This window comes from Paraburkholderia sp. RL17-337-BIB-A (genome assembly GCF_046025895.1).
Taxonomy (GTDB): domain Bacteria; phylum Pseudomonadota; class Gammaproteobacteria; order Burkholderiales; family Burkholderiaceae; genus Paraburkholderia; species Paraburkholderia fungorum_C.
On record NZ_JARESY010000002.1, the window covers coordinates 1,033,434 to 1,050,381 of the forward strand.

The 16,948-nt window shown below is 59.8% G+C and carries 10 protein-coding genes and 2 pseudogenes; 9 read left to right on the top strand and 3 right to left on the bottom strand.

The genetic code is table 11. From position 1 onward, the window contains the following. Positions 1-3 precede the first annotated feature (3 nt). Together P0D84_RS25605 and P0D84_RS25610 are read left to right on the top strand one after the other, a co-directional pair. Positions 4-684, top strand: a complete 681-nt coding sequence (locus P0D84_RS25605; protein WP_408341460.1) for a GntR family transcriptional regulator — start codon at positions 4-6, stop codon at positions 682-684. Between the two features lie 34 nt (positions 685-718). Further along, positions 719-2,233 (top strand): amidase, encoded by a 1,515-nt coding sequence (locus P0D84_RS25610; protein WP_408341461.1) that lies wholly within the window; start codon positions 719-721, stop codon positions 2,231-2,233. Between the two features lie 323 nt (positions 2,234-2,556). On the opposite strand, the gene P0D84_RS25615 is transcribed toward P0D84_RS25610, so the two are convergent. Both P0D84_RS25615 and P0D84_RS25620 read right to left on the bottom strand, forming a co-directional pair. Continuing rightward, entirely contained in the window at positions 2,557-8,079 is a 5,523-nt protein-coding gene (locus tag P0D84_RS25615; RefSeq protein ID WP_408341462.1) for a trifunctional serine/threonine-protein kinase/ATP-binding protein/sensor histidine kinase, read from the bottom strand. Between the two features lie 416 nt (positions 8,080-8,495). Next, a pseudogene (locus tag P0D84_RS25620) lies at positions 8,496-9,581 on the bottom strand (transposase); the annotation flags it as partial. A 343-nt stretch (positions 9,582-9,924) separates the two neighbouring features. Between P0D84_RS25620 and P0D84_RS25625 the strand changes: the two are divergent. Further along, positions 9,925-10,111 (top strand): annotated as a pseudogene (locus tag P0D84_RS25625) (DDE-type integrase/transposase/recombinase); the annotation flags it as partial. A 116-nt stretch (positions 10,112-10,227) separates the two neighbouring features. Here P0D84_RS25625 and P0D84_RS25630 read toward each other — a convergent pair. After that, positions 10,228-11,139, bottom strand: coding sequence for a LysR family transcriptional regulator (locus P0D84_RS25630; RefSeq protein WP_408341463.1), 912 nt, complete (start codon positions 11,137-11,139; stop codon positions 10,228-10,230). 230 nt (positions 11,140-11,369) lie between these two features. Here P0D84_RS25630 and P0D84_RS25635 point away from each other — a divergent pair, with 230 nt between their 5' ends. From P0D84_RS25635 to P0D84_RS25660, 6 genes are all read left to right on the top strand, one after another. Then, positions 11,370-11,936 (top strand): RraA family protein, encoded by a 567-nt coding sequence (locus tag P0D84_RS25635; protein WP_408341464.1) that lies wholly within the window; start codon positions 11,370-11,372, stop codon positions 11,934-11,936. Between the two features lie 55 nt (positions 11,937-11,991). Next, complete coding sequence (locus P0D84_RS25640) at positions 11,992-13,362, top strand: amidase (protein ID WP_408341465.1); 1,371 nt, start codon at positions 11,992-11,994, stop codon at positions 13,360-13,362. A gap of 85 nt (positions 13,363-13,447) precedes the next feature. After that, positions 13,448-14,476: an aldo/keto reductase gene (locus P0D84_RS25645; protein ID WP_408341466.1), complete on the top strand. Its 1,029-nt coding sequence runs from the start codon at positions 13,448-13,450 to the stop codon at positions 14,474-14,476. 225 nt (positions 14,477-14,701) lie between these two features. Further along, positions 14,702-15,472, top strand: coding sequence for a hypothetical protein (locus P0D84_RS25650; protein ID WP_408341467.1), 771 nt, complete (start codon positions 14,702-14,704; stop codon positions 15,470-15,472). Between the two features lie 1,006 nt (positions 15,473-16,478). After that, the gene (locus tag P0D84_RS25655; RefSeq protein WP_408341468.1) at positions 16,479-16,667 is read left to right on the top strand and encodes a hypothetical protein; all 189 of its coding nucleotides are present in this window, start codon (positions 16,479-16,481) and stop codon (positions 16,665-16,667) included. After that, positions 16,664-16,945 carry an RraA family protein gene (locus P0D84_RS25660; RefSeq protein ID WP_408341469.1) on the top strand — a complete coding sequence of 94 codons (282 nt, stop codon included), beginning with the start codon at positions 16,664-16,666 and terminating at the stop codon, positions 16,943-16,945. Before P0D84_RS25655 ends, P0D84_RS25660 begins: the two co-directional genes overlap by 4 nt. The last annotated feature ends 3 nt before the right edge of the window (positions 16,946-16,948 follow it).

Here is a 16,948-nt window from a genome sequence, read left to right on the forward strand (position 1 = left end):
GCATTGGCCAGATTCTATCGGACTGCTCAGCAATACGTGCTGAGTACGCTTAGAGCGGAAATCCTGCAAGGCCTGTATCCGGCCAACACGCATCTGCGTCAGGAAGAAGTGGCGAAGCGTCTTCACGTCAGCACGACGCCGGTGCGCGAGGCGTTTCGCGACCTGCGGGCAGAAGGGCTGGTTTCGATCGACCCGAACAAGGGTGTCGTGACGAGAGGGCTGACGCTCGCCGACGCGACGGGCATCTATGAACTGCGCGTTATGCTCGAGCCGATGCTTGCCCAGCGCGCGTGCCTGGAAATCACGGCGGCCGATCTCGATGGCGCGAAAGGCGCGCATGACGCGATGGCGGCGACCGCTTCGCCGGAACAGTGGTCGCTGCTGAACGAAGGCTTCCACGAACATCTGGTGAAGAGTCAGGCGGAAACGCGCTTGTTCGACATGTGCGAGGCGCTCTCGCGCGCGGCCCGTCCGTATGTGAGTCTTTCGATGCACGTGGATCAGGACATCATGGCATCGAACAATCGCGAGCATGCGGCCCTTCTGGCAGCATACGAGGCGAGAGACGCCGACGCCGTGTATGCGCAAACCCGTAGCCATCTGGAGAATACTCGCGATGCGGTGGTCGGGTACGTGAACCAATGGCTAGCCGCAGAGAGCCAGCGTCCGAGGAGATCCGGCTGATTATCCTTCATCGTCAGCCGACAAAAGACCGAATATGAATTCCGTTGCCTTGAACACCTTGTCGGCCGTGGACGCCCGGCGCCTGATCGCGAGCCGTCAACTATCGCCGGTCGAACTGCTGGAGGCTTGCATCGCGCAGATGCAAGCCATCAATCCCAGCGTCAACGCGCTCGCGGCGACGCGTTTTGCTCAGGCGCGCAGCGAAGCACGCGCCGCGGAGCAGGCGGTCATGCGTGGCGAAGAACTGGGGTTGCTGCACGGACTGCCGCTTGGCGTGAAGGATCTGGAAGAGACCGCCGGTCTGTTGACCACCTACGGTTCGCCGATCTTTCGCAACAACGTGCCCTCGCACGATAACGCGATGGTCGCGCGTTTGCGTGCGGCGGGCGCAATCTTGACCGCGAAGACCAACACGCCGGAAATGGGCGCGGGCGCCAATACCAGGAACGCGGTATGGGGAGCCACCGGCAATCCCTTCGATCCCGCGTTGAACGCCGGCGGCTCTTCGGGCGGTTCCGCCGTCGCCTTGGCAACTGACATGCTACCCCTGTGCACCGGGTCCGATACGGGTGGCTCGTTGCGCATTCCCGCCGCGCTTTGCGGTGTCGTGGGATTTCGGCCTTCTGCTGGCCTCGTACCGGGCGACACCCGTTTGCTCGGCTGGTCGCCGCTGACGGTATCGGGGCCGATGGGACGCAATGTTGCCGACATGCGTTTGCAAATGGCAGCGATGGTGGGCCTGCACGGCGGCGAGCCGCTCGGTGTCGAGTGCGATTTCCGCACCATCCTGCGGGCCCGGGACGTGGATCTGAACACGCTGCGAATCGGCTACACAGAAGACTTCGGCGTGTGCGAGGTATCGGACGCCACGCGCCAGACGTTTCGCGCGAAGATGGTGGCGCTGTCACGCTATGTCGGCGTCTGTGAACCGGTGAGCTTCGAGCTGGGCGAGGTCGACCGCTGTTTCGACGTGATCCGCGCGCAAAACTTCATCGCGAGCTTCAAGGAAATCTACGAGCGCGACCCCAACCTGCTCGGACCGAATACGCGGACCAACTATGAGATGGGACTGGCGATGTCGCTCGGTGACGCTGTGTGGGCGCATGCGGAGCAGACCCGGATATTTCGCCGCTTCCAGGCGGTGTTCGACGACTACGACCTGATCGTCTCGCCGACCTGTTCGGTCTCACCGTTTCCATGGCAACAGCTCTATCTCGCGGAAATGGATGGACGCGCGCTCGAGAATTACTATCGGTGGTTGGGACTGACCTACGTGGTGAGCTTGCTCACCAATCCCGCGTTGTCGTTGCCGAGCGGCACGGACCATGCCGGAATGCCGTTTGGGCTCCAGCTCGTGGGACGGTTTCGGGGTGATCGTCGCGTGCTGGATATCGCTCAAGCGCTTGAACGCGCGTTCAGCCGGGACGATGCGTTGCGGCGACCCACGCCCGATCTCAGCAAACTGGTGGCTAGCCGGGTGGCATTGAAATCAATTGTCACGGATCCGCCGGATGAGGCACTGGTGCGGGGTCCAGCGTTGACGAGCTAGGTTCCTCAGCCCACGACGGTCGAGCAATCCTGGTGGACGGCCGCTTTGCCCATCGTCGAGCAGCAGTGCAACACGTTTCCCTTCGCTCCTGCTGGCCAACGCGCCGGTCATGCTGGGCACGCTTTCGGTGCGGCAGCACGACGAACCCGGTAGCCGTTGAACAGCTTCGGTTCCTCGTGCAACCAGCGCCTGCTTGATCTCGACTTCAGGGGGAAACCCTTGCGAACACCATCGAGCCAGGCCGACAGTCCGAAGAGGCGATCACACGAGTCACGTTGACGGTCGCCAAGAACGGACCGGGTTCGCTCTCCGGACCCGCAACGTCATGCCACAGCATCTGGCCGGCCGTGCTCGGGACAAACGACGTCCCGTCCTACAGGCAGGGTGAAGTGAAAGACGGCACCCTGTGGTTCATTCGTGGAGGCCCACAGCCGCCCCCCGTGAGCCTCGATGATCGAACGGCAAATCGTCAGGCCCATGCCCATCCCGCTGGTCTTGGTCGTGTAGAAGGTCTCGAACAGGCGTTCCACGCGCTTCGGGTCCAGCCCCGGGCCCGAATCCCGCACCGCAACCAGCACGTAGCCCGCCTCGACTTCCCCGGTCCTGATCAACAGCTCTCGCGCTCCCTCGCTGACTTCGGCCATGGCCTCGACGGCATTGATGATCAGATTCAGGAGCACCTGTTGCAGCTGGACCCGGTCGCCGTGAATGAGCGCTAAACCATCCGCGAGCTCTGTCCGCACCGAGACATCGTTCTTCACGGCTTCGCCACGGGTGAGTTCAATCACCTCGCGGATCGCCTCGTTGATGTCCAGGCGATCCGTCAGAGGCGGCGCCTTCTCGACAAGGGCACGGATCCGGCCGATGACCTCGCTTGCGCGCTGACCCTCCTTGACGATGCGCGAAAGCGCGTCGCGTACTTCATTCAGATCCGGCGGTCGATGGCCGAGCCAGCGCAGCGCCGCCTCGGCGTTGCCGACCGTCGCGGCGATGGGCTGCTTTACTTCATGGGCAATCGAGGCCGTGAGTTGCCCCATGGTGGCGACACGGTTCGCGTGCGCCAATTCCATCTGCACCACGCGCAAGGCCTCTTCGGCCCGCTTGCGCTCGGTCAGATCGAGCACGAAGGCGACACCCTGGTTCCGGGCTTCATCAAAGCTCGTCGAGCCGACGAGCACGGGCACACGACTGCCGTCTTTCCGGAAGTACTCCTTTTCGTAGGGTTGCAGGTTCCCGGTCATCTTGAGTTCAGGAGTCCACCTGCGTTCATGCCGATCGCGCCACTCTGGGGGCGTCAGCTCGGTCCAGTGCAGGCGACCCGCGACGAGATCCTCGCGGTCGTATCCTGCAATCCGGAGAAACGCGTCATTGGCCCCGAGAATGGGACCGGCAAGGTCCCAGAAGAAGATCCCGATGATGTTGGCATCGACCAGGTGCCGAATCTTCGCTTCGCGCTCCGCGAGGTCGTGGTACAAACGGGTGTTCTCCAGCGCGATCGCCGCCTGTGATGCAACCAGTCGCAGCATCGAGATCCGGGTCGGCGTGAACACGCGCGCAGCCAGGTTGTTCTCGAGGTAGAGCACGCCGATGAGCTTGCTCTGGTTGACCAGGGGCAGGCAGAGAATGGACCGGGCGTGGCGCTGCCGGATGTAAGGATCCGTGGCAAACGCGGGTTCGGCCGCGGCGTCGTCGAGGATCATGGCCTCCTGCGTGCGAAGGACAGTCTGGACGATCGCCTCGGACAGCGCCGTTGCGCTCAAGGCCTGGTCGCGCAGCCGTACGACGATTGCATCGCCATCCGTTACGGCTTCCGCCGCGATCCGCTGCTCAAACCCGTGTGAGAGAATCAACAGGCCTCGTTCGGCTCCAGCATGCTCGATAGCCGTACGCATGAGCGTGTCGAGCAGCTTGTCCAGCATGATCTCGCCCGAAACGGCTTGCGACACCTTGAGCACGGTCGCGAGATCCAGATGTTCGACCGGTGCCCGGATCGTGCTCGTCGGCCCGGCTACAGGCTCTTTCTCGCTCAGTTGGGGATAGAGCTGATCAAGTTGCCGCACCTTCCCATCGGCGCCCCAGCTCAGGTAGCAACGCCGGGCGTTTCGCAGAAACGCGTCAGCCATCGTCGGAAAGCCGCGCGCCGTACAAAACCTTGCGGCGCGTTCGTGGGCCAAGGCCTCGTTCTGGATGAAACCATCCGAACGCGCCAGTCTGATGGCGTCTTCATAGAGGCGTATCGCGTCCAGGTCCCGGCCTTCGAGTCGTGCAATCTCGGCGCCAACCAATGCCTCGCGGTTCGCGAACGTTGCGGGACAGTTCTTTGCCCAGACCGCGAGCTGCTTGTGATGACTTGCCAGCGCCTCCAGGTGCTGAGGTCGCTGCTCAGGCCCGTTCAAATCGCAATGCGCCGCCCAGGCGAATGCCCCATAGAAATGGTATTCAGCCGATTCAAATTGGGTCTGAGTCGTCCAGAGCAGCGGAGCCGCTTTTGATACAGCCGCCATGGCAGATGCCTCGTCGCTGCCGTAGATGCTCGCTTGCAGCCTGCGAATCCAATAATAGGACGCGCCAATGGCCAGCCGGGGATTGTTCTCCAGGCGTTGCTCGAAGCGGTGCTCGTCGAACTCCGCGTCATTGAAGGAGGTGAACTCCGGTGTCTGTCCACGGAGCATCCGGATGAGCCTGAGCTGCCCCGTGATGCAGTCACACACGAGACCAAACCCTATTTTCCGCGCGAATTCGAGCCCATGCTCGGCCTCTTGCTCGACGTCGCTGAGCGGATCTCCGGTGGCGATTCGGTTTGTGATCACGTCGATGCAGCTATAGGCTGCATAAGACAGGTCGCCGGCTTCCAGCGCCGCCTCAAAGGCACGCCTCAGGAAGGCGAGAGACGTCTGCAAGGGCTGCGTCCAGTGAGCAACATGGACGGCGAAGACCAGGTAGACGCGGGCCCTGAAGCGCTCCAGCCCACGCTTCTCCACCAGGTCCAGGCCAAGCCTGCCAAAGCGGAACCCGGCATGATATTCGCCGAAGTACGTCCCCATGACGCCGCCCAGCCACGCATAGGCGAGGCATGATCCGTCGCTGTTGCCATGCTCCAGGCTGAGGGTCGCCATCTGACTGACGACCAGCCGGAACAGATTCAAATCGGTGAACAAGGCCGGCGATGTGAGCACCGTAAGCACATCCATGGTCGCGCATCGCTCTGGATCTCTCATCAGCGGCAGGTCAAGCAGTGCTTCGATCGAGCCCTCCCCCAAGTGTTGCCATAGTCGATCATAGGCCTGGCGAACGTCCTCCGCCATTGGGTGCGACGACCACCGGTCGTCAACCCGGCGGAGATACTCCACGCCGACCTCGACAGCGCTGTCACTCTGGTCCAGGGTAGTGTAGAGATTGATGCGCAGGCAGGTAACGGCCGCAGCGTCAACCGTGGTCTGTGCGCGAATCGACAGCATGGCGAGCCGTTGTCCCGCCGGTGCGGACTCTCCGATCAGGTATTCGCACTCGGCGCAGTTGAGTTCGAGGTCGAAGGTGAGCCGGTAGCACTGTTCCCATCCGGTCTCTGCCAGCAACGCGCGGCCGGCGGTGAAATACTGCAGGGCCGCATCATAAGCGGTTGCCCCCTTGGCACGCTTGCCAGCCATAAGGTTGAACTGGGCGACCCGTTCGCGCTCCTCCTGCGTGTTGATCAGTGCCGAGCCGCGTCCGAACTGGTTCACAATATCGAAGATGTTTTCCTCGAGGTCCTCCGCGGGCGTCCGGGCCGCGAGAACGCGGCCGATCCGGAGATGCGCCATCGCTCGCGCGTCTTCGCGGATGAGCGCATACGCCGCCTCCCGGATACGGTCGTGGAGGAATGTATAGGTGCTATCCGAGCGCATGACGAGGCCGGAACGCACGGCGTCCCACAGCGCCGCATGCGTCGCCTCCTCGCCCTCCGCGTGCACCAGAGCGAGTGTGTCCGCGTTGGCGACGTTCCCCAGGCAGGCCAGGTGTCCCAGGGCTTTCCGAGTCGCTCGGGGCAGGCGGCTCAGCTTCGCCGCCATGAGATCCGCGACGTTGTCGGTGAATCCCTTGAGGCGGATGTGGGGCAGGTCCCACGTCCAGGCCGCCATGCCGGGATCGAATGTCAGTAGTTCCTGCTCGGCCAAGGCGAGCAGGAACTGGATCGTAAAGAACGGATTACCAGCCGTCTTCTCGAACATCAGTTCAGCCAATGGTCGTACGCGCCCGGGCTCCATGTGCAGCGCATCCGCCAGCAGCCTTGCCACATCCTCCGGGCCCAGGGCCGCCAGCACGATCTCCCGCACCCGCCCGCCGGCGCCGCGGAGTCTCGCCAGCGTTCGCGCTAGCGGGTGCGCGGGACCGACCTCGTTGTCACGGTAGGCCCCGACCAGCAGCAAGTGGCGCACGTCCGGGTGCGCAATCAGATGCTCGATCAAATCAAGGGTTGCCGGGTCCAGCCACTGCAGATCATCGAGGAACAGCGTTAGAGGGTGCTCCGGCCTGGCAAACACGCTGAGGAAACGCCGGAATACCATCTGGAACCGGGCCTGCTTATCCTGTAGCGGAAGGTCAGGGGGCGGGGGCGGCTCACCGATGATGAGAGCCAGCTGCGGGACGAGAGTGACGATGAGCTGGCCATTCGGACCCAGCGCCTCCTGTAATGCGGCGCGCCATTGGCCCATCTCCGTGTCGCTCTTGCCGAGAATCTGTGAGACAAGGCTCTGGAAGGCCTGAGCCAGCGTCGCATAAGGGATATTTCGTTTGTACTGGTCGAACTTGCCTGATGCGAAGAGCCCGCGGCGCGGCACGAGCACCTGATGCAGCTCATTGACGACGGAGGACTTGCCGACACCGGAATAGCCGGAGACCAGCACCAACGCCGGAGTACCTTCGTTGACAACACGATCGAAGGCAGTGAGCAAGGTCGCGATTTCGCGCTCTCTCCCATACAGCTTTTCGGGGATCCGCAGCCGGTCGGGGATGTCGCGTTCGCCCAGCGGAAATGGATTGACCTGGCGAACCGCTTCCCATGCAGCCAAACAACGGCGAAGATCATGCTGGAGGCCAACCGCCGTTTGATAGCGTTCCTCGGCCGTCTTGGCGAGCAGCTTCATGACGATGCGCGAGACTTGCGCCGGAACGCGCTTAACCCGTTCGCTCGGTGGTACCGGCTTTCGCGCAATATGGCAATGGATCCACTCCATCGGCTCAGATGCAGTGAACGGCAGCGAGCCGGTGAGCATCTGGTAGAACGTGACGCCGAGCGAGTAAAGGTCGCTGCGCGCATCGATTGAGCGATTCATCCGGCCGGTCTGCTCCGGCGCCATGTAGGCGAGCGTGCCGGCAATGGTCTCGGGCGGTGCGGGCGACTGGCGCTCGCGCGGCAGGAGTGTGGCGAGGCCAAACCCCGTGAGCCGCACCGATCCGGTTGATTCGTCGACAAGGATATGGGCCGGCTTGAGGTCCTTGTGGACAAGGCCGCGCAGATGGACTTCGCCGAGCGCCGCGGCAATGCTGACCGCCAGCCGCACGAACCGGGCCGTTTCGAACGGCGTGCCTAGCAGCCGCTCGAGTGGCTCGCCGCCTGGGTCCTCGAATACCAGCACGGTCCGATCGCCTTTACGCACAAGCTCCAGCGGCCGCACCGCCCATGCACTATCCAGCTGGTCCTTTAAGGCGTATTCGTGGGACAGGCGATCCTCGCCGGCAGCCGTCGGGGGCTCGCCGGTGGACCATTTGGACAGCACGGAAGTTCGCGTGCCGTCGACGTTTACTTGCCATGTCCTGAAGAAGGCACGGTCGCCGTCCTTTCCCAAGACCTCGAAGCTGCTATCCACGACTGCACGGACCTCATAGTCAGGTTCGACTGCTGGTCTCCGCCGTCGAGCCGGTTCACGCCAAGCGGAGAAAGTGCGTTATCCGCGTCGGCAGGTCAGAACTGTAACAAGTTAGTCTGCCACAGTTGAAGTTGGGTCGGTTCGATGTTTCCAGGCGAATCCCAAGAACTCATTTTGGTTCGGATGCGGAACGGTCTCCAATAGCAGCTGGCCGTCTGTTTCGGGGCTGCACTGCCGTTCTGCGACGGTCAAAGCGGCCGTCCGGCCGGATTGGTCGACCGTTGCCAGCTGAGGAACCGATTGTGTTTGAAAAAGTCGTGTTTTGGTCGGAGACGCAGGAGCTGGCAGAACGTTTTCGAGTTGTGGCGATCGGCGAAGCGGTGAACTTGGGCCGAGGCAACGATCCTCATATCCCGTCATGCCACTGCCTGGTTCATCTGTTTGCTTCCTGGCATGAGCCGCTTGGCCATTCTTCGCAGGTTTTGCGCAGTTGCCGCGATCAGGAATTCGTCGTGGGCGCCGCTTGGACCTCGCAGGCGCAGACGGTCCAGCTTCAGGATGCGTTTGAGATGGGCAAAGAGCATTTCCACCTTCTTTCGCTCACGGCAAGATCGCTTGTGTTCAGGCGTCTTTGCCATACGCCTCGTTTCGTCACGCGCAGCCTCATGGATGCTGCGAGCGATCTTGCGGAACGGTGCATTCGAACAGCAGTGATCCTTCATCGAACAGCTCTCGCAGTCGAGCTGACTTGCCCGATAGATGATCGTGTCAGCCTTCGTGACGCGCGAACGCGGATTGCTGAATTTGCGCCGGTCACTGCGTAGTGTGTGTCCGGTGGGACAGCGATATTCATTGGCCAGTTCATCCCATTGGGACTCGCTGCTGGACAATGTATTGTCCTTGCGCGTCGTTTTGTACCAGACCGGAACATGTGGTGCAATTTCCTTCTCTTCGATCATCCAGGCAAGCATCGCTGCTGAGCCATACGCGGTGTCGCCGGCGAGATGTCGAGGTTTGAGATCGTGCCGCCGCTCAACGCGCTCAATCATCGTCCTGGTTGATTCCACTTCGTGCGAGCGGTTCGCGGGCGTCGCCTCGACGTCCACAATGATCCCGGCTTTTAGGTCAATCAGATAATTGGTCGAATAGGCAAAGAATGCCGGGCCACCCTTGGCGGCTGTCCAGCTCGCGGCAGGATCAGTCAGGGATATCTTCTTTGGCGGCGTCGATGTCTCTGCCTTCTCCGCCGCGTCGGAGCCCGCCGGATTCGCTTCCTCCAATGCTTTTAGATATTCCCGCACGGCACGGCTTTGGCCCCTGACGCAACCCCAGTCGATGGGCTCAGAACCCGGAACACCGCGTGCAGGGCTCGCGTCTGCTCTGATGATGCTTGCGTCAATCGCGAATCCCTCACCCTTTACGAGCCCTTCGGACATGCACCGACTCAGTACTGTCTCGAACACATGGCGAAGCACATCGCTATCGCGGAAGCGAGGCTGCCGTATCGAACAGTCGCCTCACCAAACTTATGCGCCCGATTGATGTGGTTTTGTCGACCACTGCTTCAGTGGCTTTGCTGCTGTTTGCGCTTTGGCGGGTCGCGGCTGTAAAAGGATGGCTTAAGGTTGCCACTGAGACTGCTTTTTTATGTACCGTGGTTAAAACGTGCGGGACTCGTAAAATGTCATATCGAAGGAGCACGGCGTTTCTCGTGCCGCGGCTGGCCATGTTTACCTCGTCTCACGCTCGGCAGGGATTGGCGGTGGATGTCCGTTCGCTCGGCGCCACTTCCGGAGCGTCGACAAACTCATCGGAGTCGTTCATTCTGGCGCCTTGCGTGGGGCTATCATCGAACAGGACCATCGGGCAATCAAGCGACGTACCCGGCCGATGCTGGGGTTCAACAATTCTCGTTGCGCCCGCATCCTCCTGTCGGGCATCGAAGTGATGAATATGATCAGGAAGGGGCAGATGAAGGACAATGTCATTGCAGCGAACCGCTGCCAAACAATTCTATTCGTTGGTGATGTAAGCAATCCTGAACATATCGGGCCTTGCGTCATTTCATCATTATCACGACAAAACCGCTTAAGTTCCAACCAGAATGGAACGCCACACTAGCAAATCGCTTATGGCGACAGAGGCCGTTCAGGCGGGTGTCGGCGCGACGAACCCTGTCTGCAGCATGATTGTACGGGCCATCTGGACGATAGTATCGATACCGGGTCCACGTCCGTCACTCAGGTATGAAACGAAAAATGGTTCTCGCGGGAGTGGCGGGTCGGCGGGAAGGAGGCGGATCGCGCCAGCGCCAATAAGATCTTGCATGATCGACAGCGGCAGCGTCGCAATGGCGTGTCCGGCATAGACCAGGCGCAACATCAGCGACAGCGAGTTACAGGAACTAAAGTTCTCCAGGTCGAAGCCGCCGGTACGCAGCCACTTCTTGGCGACGGAGTGTAGCGTTGAGGGTTCTGAATGGGTAACGATTTGCAAGCCTGCGGCGTCGGCGGGAGAAAAATCGCGGCCCGGTAGAACCATGTGCGGTGATGCCACCCACCGGAAATCTTGCCACCCCACCAGTTCGTCGATCACATGAGGTGCCGAGGAAGGACTTGTCACAAACGCGATATCAAGTTGACGCGCGTTCAGCTTGCTGCTCAGTACCGCGCCGACCTCAATTGTCAGCTCCACCTTAAGGTCGGGATACGTCGCCTTCAACTGAGCCAGTATGTCGGGCAAGCAACCGAGAGCGGATGACTCATTTGCACCCAAACGAAGTAGGCCCCGCAGCGGTGCTCGGCTGGCACCCACGCTTTGGAATTCCTGCTCCGCGTTTAGAACCTTCTCGGCGAGGACCAGCGCGTTTCGGCCGTCTGCCGTCAATTCCACCTTGCGCTCGCGCCTTTCGAACAGCTTCAGGTTAAGTGCAGACTCAAGCTCTTTAATGCGAGCGGAAATTGCCGGTTGTGTGAAATGCAGATGGCGGGCGGCGGCGTGAAAGCTTCCCAATCGGGCTGCCCAGTAAAACGCTTCGATTTGTAGAAGGCTAGCCCTCATGGTCAATAACTTTTATCAACGATTGAAAAATTCTTGATTATTGTATGTCATCTGCGTGGTGGTACCGTTCCCTGAACTTTTCCAACGCCCGTCGGGTGCCTGCTTCCTCTTCAGAAACAAACATCATGTATCTACTAAATCCCCTTCCTCCCCCCGTAGACAAAGACTCGCTCGACCTTCTAGCTCGCGCGGAGCCTGCCACCATCGGACACTTTTTGCACACAGGTTTCATGAGCCCGGTGATCAAGGCACATTTCCAGGACGTGCGAATCGCGGGCACAGCAGTGACTGTCCGAGCGCCGGGGATGGATGGAGCAATTGTGCATTACGCGTTGGGGCAGGCTCGCCCCGGTGACGTGCTGGTGATAGACCGTTGTGGGGAATCGACCATTGCATGCATGGGTGGCGCGGTCGCCTATGCCGCAAAAAAAGCCCGTATTGCCGGCATCATCGTCGACGGTCTGGTCACCGATCTCGGCGAGATTCGCCAATATGGCGTACCGGTATGGTCGCGCGGCTCTAGCGCCATCACCACGAAAATTCTGGGCATCGGCGGCGAGTTTTGCATTCCGGTCAGTTGTGGTGCAGTCGCCGTGAATCCAGGGGACGCCATCGTCGCTGACGAGAACGGTGTGCTCGTACTTAATCCGCGGGATATCGAGGCGGCCGCCACTCGCGCAATTGAGATGCAAAAAGCCGAAAAATTGACGTTGGCCCGGCTCGACGCTGGCGAAAAGTATCCGGACATCGTGGGCACAACGCCGATCGTCATGAAGAACGTCAAAAACGGCGGCTAGCCGAGCCCCTGCTGTAGTAGTCCTCCGCTGACCGCACTTATTCACAACAACGCGCATGCTCTACACATCAGATCTCGCATCACTATCTCAGTCAATTCATTCGGGCAGCGTGTCACCCGTGGAGGTGCTTGACGCTTACCTCGAAAGAATCATCAAACTGGATTCCAAACTTCACGCCTACACCGAGGTTTTCGAGGCTGACGCCCGGGCTGCGGCGAAGGCGGCCGCCAAGATGATCAGCGCGGGTTACTCCCTTGGTCCTCTGCACGGGATTCCGATCGCTATAAAGGATCTGATCGACATCGAGGGCAAGGTCACAACCGGCGGTTCGCCCCTGTTTGCCGACCATATTGCGTCTTCAACGGCCGACGTTGCACGGCGCCTTGTCCGCGCGGGTGCGGTGCTCATCGGCAAAACACACATGGTTCAAGTCGCGCTTGGAGCATGGGGCACTAACGAACATATGGGTACGCCGTGGAACCCGTGGGACATGAAGACGCATCGAGTCCCCGGCGGGTCGAGCAGCGGGTCGGCCGTAGCCGTCGCCGCGCGAATGGCGCCATTCGCGCTCGGGACCGATACCGGTGGGTCGATACGTGTGCCTGCCGGCTTTTGCGGCATTACCGGCCTTAAGCCAACTGTTGGCAAAATTAGTGCTAAGGGCCTATTACCCTTGAGCCGTACGCTCGATAGCGTGGGTATCCTGTCTGTGTCGGCGGCGGACGCGGCTTTGCTTTACGATGGATTGACAAGCCCAAATGGGTGTGTGGCGGTGACGGCACACCAGCGCGGCAAACAACGATTGACTGGCCTCCGCGGATATCGCATTGCGCGGCTGGCGGAAAATGATTTCGGAAACGTTGAGCGGGATGTGCGCGCCGCTTACGAAGCATCGTTGGAGGTGCTGGCGAGTCTTGGCGCCGAAATCGTGACCATGAAGATGCCTTGCGACTTTGATGACTTCGCGTCCATGGCCAGTGCCATCATGCTCGCCGAAGCGGCGGCCGAATACGGAACCCAGGCACAAGACATGGCCTTGCGTGTCGACAGTTCGGTTCGTCCTCGCCTGCTGAAGGGGAAGACAATTCCGGCGACTGAATATATAAAAGCCTTGCGTCTGCGCGATCATTGGAAGCGCGTATTCCTGGCTTCGATGGACGGAATCGACGCCATTCTCACGCCGACGACCTTGTCGACCGCCATTCCGGTGTCCGAAGTGAATCACGACACGCCTCCCGTTCGCTATACGCGCGTGGTTAATCTGCTAGAACTCTGCGGTCTAGCTCTGCCAAGCGGCTTTGACGCCAAAGGGTTGCCTTGCTCCATCCAGGTGATATGCCGCGGCGATGACGAAGACACGGCGCTGCAAATCGGCATGGCGTATCAAACAGCCACTGACTGGCACACGCGCATGCCGCAAGTGTGAGTCGGCCGCAGTAAGTCGTAACGAATACTATATCTAGTTCGGACCGCAGCAACGCGGCGGCCCCGGCGCGCTCAATTTTGGAATTATGGAATATATTCGCCTTGGCCCCACCGGTCTTAAAGTATCGCGTATCTGTCTCGGAATGTTGACGTTTGGCACGCCGGCATGGCGACCCTGGATTTTGGACGAGGCGGGTTCACGACCTGTGGTTCAACATGCGGTCGATCTAGGCATCAATTTTTTTGACACCGCAGACACCTATTCCGGCGGTGCGTCCGAAGTCGTGACTGGCAAATTCCTGAACGAGATGTTTCCCGGCGCACGGCGCGAAGAAGCCGTGGTCGCCACCAAAGTGTTCAATCCGGTAGATCTGGCATATGAAGGGATGCCTGAGGCCGCCGCCGAATTTAAACGCCGGCCGAACATGGACGGCTTGAGCCGGAAAAGAATTTTCCATGCGGTCGACGCTTCGCTCAAGCGGTTGGGTACCGACTATATCGATCTGTACCAGATGCACCGCTTCGACAAGGAGACGGCGCTCGAGGAAACCATGGAGGCGCTACACGATGTCGTGAAAGCCGGCAAGGTCCGTTACCTCGGTGCGAGCAGTATGTGGACGTGGCAATTCGCAAAGGCGCAGCAAGTGGCAAAAGAGAATGGCTGGACTCCTTTTGTGAGCATGCAGAATCACTACAACCTTGCTTACCGAGAGGAAGAGCGGGAAATGATCCCTTACTGCAAGGACTCTGGCATTGCCGTGCTGCCTTGGAGCCCGCTTGCGCGCGGCTTTCTGGCCGGCAACCGGTCAGGCGCCGGCGGCGTCCAGACAGCGCGTGCCCAAGGGGACAACGCGGCCAAGCAATACTACTCCGCGGACAGTGATTTCAATGTCCTCGCAAACCTGAGCAAGTTGGCAGAGGAAAAAGGGCTCAGCTGCGCGACGCTGGCGTACGCTTGGCTGCTGCACAAAGGCGTCACAGCACCGATTGTGGGGGCCAGCAAGGCATATCAGCTTGACCAGGCAGTCGAAGCGGTGAAAGTGACATTGACTGAAGACGACATCCGCCGTTTGGAGGAAGCATACCAACCGCACCCGATTATCGGGCATGTCTGAATCCAGTGCCCGAAGTGATACTTCGGCTACCCGAGCCCGGTTCTAGTCACCGGAAGGTCGCGCCATGAATATTCGGTTTTTGGAAGCTTTTGTGTGGGTGGCGCGGCTAGATTTCCTCTGGAAGAATAGGGCGAAGCGATTTATTCGCGCGGCCATTTCCACGTCGCGCCAAATCCGAAGTTGCACGAGGGCATGAACGTTTCATGCGGATGATGTTAAGGGTTTATGCTGGCTCTCAAGCTTTTTCTTGTACCGGTTCTCATCGCGATGGTGACGTTTGCCGGGCGCTGGCGAGGTCCTGCACTTGCGGGAATGCTCGCTGGTTGCCCGGTTGTCGCGGCACCCGTCTTGCTGCTGGTCGCTATTCAATACGGGCCGGGATTCGCAGTCAGTGCGACAGCAGGGGCCATGTATGCGCCTTTGGCGAACGCGTCCTTTTGCCTCGGCTATGCATGGGCGGCCACCCGCTTTCCGTGGTGGATCAGTCTGACTGGCGGATTGTTTTCCTATGCCATCGCCGGTGGCCTATTGATTGGCTTGACTCCTTCGGCCTATCCAACATTGTTTCTGACCATTCCAAGTCTGTGGCTCATTTGGCGCTCGTTTCCGACCAATATGGAACTGAGCGCAACCCCATCGCGCTCCGCTGGTGACTTGCCGGCTCGGATGATTGCAGGTGCTGTTCTTGTGATGGTCGTGACGTTTGCAGCCCCGGCTCTGGGGCCGCGATTAAGCGGAATATTGTCCGGGTTTCCCGTACTGGGATGCGTGCTTGCCAGTTCATCACATCGAGTGGAGGGGCCGGAATTTGTCATTCGCTTATTGAAGGGCATGGTGACGGGTTTTTATACCATGCTGTTCTTCATCTTTACTCTGGCAATTCTTCTGCCTGAATGGGGTATCACCCACAGTTTCATCATGGCATTTGCCATTGGAACACTGATTCAGATCGGCACGGTAGGAATGAAGCCTTTTACTTTACCTCGGACCCGATGACTTATTGCCGATGTAATTCAACTAGTTGCGGGTTTCACTCTAGCGCAATCGGGATGGGGAGAAGTGATGTGGCGTGAGCGCGCAGGGGCGGTTTGGGTTGGGAAGAGATCGATAGTTATGGTATCAAGATTGAAGATGAAATAGGCGTGACGCTTCATGGCGCGCTGCGCCATTGCCACGATGTTCATACCAGAGGTGATTGTCAGGACTAGTGGCGCAGGTTGATCATCGTATAGGCGAGCGTCTTGAACACGTAGTGCGCGTCACTGATGCCTCCCCCTGCCGCCCCGGCGGGCGACGGGGTTAAGGTGAGTTTTCACAGAACTCTTTAACTATAGCCACCGGCCGTCTGTCCGTTGTTGCAAGCGGTAACGCCTCGCGCGTTCGTCGTGCATTCCGCAACACGCTGCTTACAAGTTAGGGCGCGGAGGCGAGCGGCGCAGAGATCGAAACCGCTATAGAACGCGCCGCCGTCATCGAATGCGCGTCTGGACAAGAGTTTGTTCGTCGCAACAAAAATGCCCTTATTTCTGGATTCGTACCATGTGCTAGATGGAACTAAGCGAACGCCAAGAACCGAGCATCGCTCACGCGGGATGCTTGACCGTTTTGTGCCGCGAGCGCATCGCGTACGCGGCACTTCTCGCAATACATGATCGATGCGCCGGCATTTTGTGCCGAGGGCACGTAGCGCCGGCTATCTTTTCGATCGGCGTGCGTCACTGGTTTATCGGCCATGCTGCCGGCATCAAAGGCTGGTTGAATTTTCTGGAGTATGCGTCCAAGAAATCGGGTTTGCGGTTTCGCACGGACCCACACGGCGCATCGTTGGACCGGCACTTTTCCAGCTGAGAATTTTTCTCCGGCCTAATCGACAAGACGAACAAGTCATCAATTATTCCGACGTCGAACTAATCGCTTTTTGGATTCTTGACGCGTCAAATATCCTGCAGGTAGGATCAGCCGCGTCGATTTCAATTTTTAAACCACGCCCAAGGAACATGTCGTGTACGTTCTGAAATCGTTGCCGCCACAGGTCGATTACGACCCTGTTGCTCTGCTGCGCAAAGGAGAGCTCGCCACCATCGGCCACTTCATGCATACGGTCTTCATGGACCCGGGCGTGCGCGGCCTTTTCCAGGATATCCGGATTGCGGACACCGCCGTCACGGTGCGGACGACGACGGCGCGATGATCCTTTACGCGGTCGGCCAGGCCAGGCCGGGTGACATTCCCTATTTCTGCGCGCCGGTTTCTTGCGCAAGCGTGTCCGAGCGGCCAGGCGATGCGATTTTTTCCGATGAAAACGGCGTTCTGGTACTCGTGCCCGAGCAAACCAAGGCGGCCGCAAACCGCACCATCCAGATCCTGGGCGACGAGAAGAAGTCCTTGGCGTGCCTAGATGCGGGAGAGAAATACCCCGACATCATCGGTACGACGGCAATCGTCAAAGCGAATCTCGCTCCCAACTAAAAA

Bases quoted from the DNA above. Each gene is read 5' to 3' on its own strand.
- P0D84_RS25635 (WP_408341464.1), top strand. From the start codon at position 11,370: ATGAGCCCGGTGATCAAGGCACATTTCCAGGACGTGCGAATCGCGGGC.
- P0D84_RS25610 (WP_408341461.1), top strand. From the start codon at position 719: ATGAATTCCGTTGCCTTGAACACCTTGTCGGCCGTGGACGCCCGGCGC.
- P0D84_RS25650 (WP_408341467.1), top strand. From the start codon at position 14,702: ATGCTGGCTCTCAAGCTTTTTCTTGTACCGGTTCTCATCGCGATGGTG.
- P0D84_RS25660 (WP_408341469.1), top strand. From the start codon at position 16,664: ATGATCCTTTACGCGGTCGGCCAGGCCAGGCCGGGTGACATTCCCTAT.
- P0D84_RS25645 (WP_408341466.1), top strand. From the start codon at position 13,448: ATGGAATATATTCGCCTTGGCCCCACCGGTCTTAAAGTATCGCGTATC.
- P0D84_RS25630 (WP_408341463.1), bottom strand. From the start codon at position 11,139: ATGAGGGCTAGCCTTCTACAAATCGAAGCGTTTTACTGGGCAGCCCGA.
- P0D84_RS25640 (WP_408341465.1), top strand. From the start codon at position 11,992: ATGCTCTACACATCAGATCTCGCATCACTATCTCAGTCAATTCATTCG.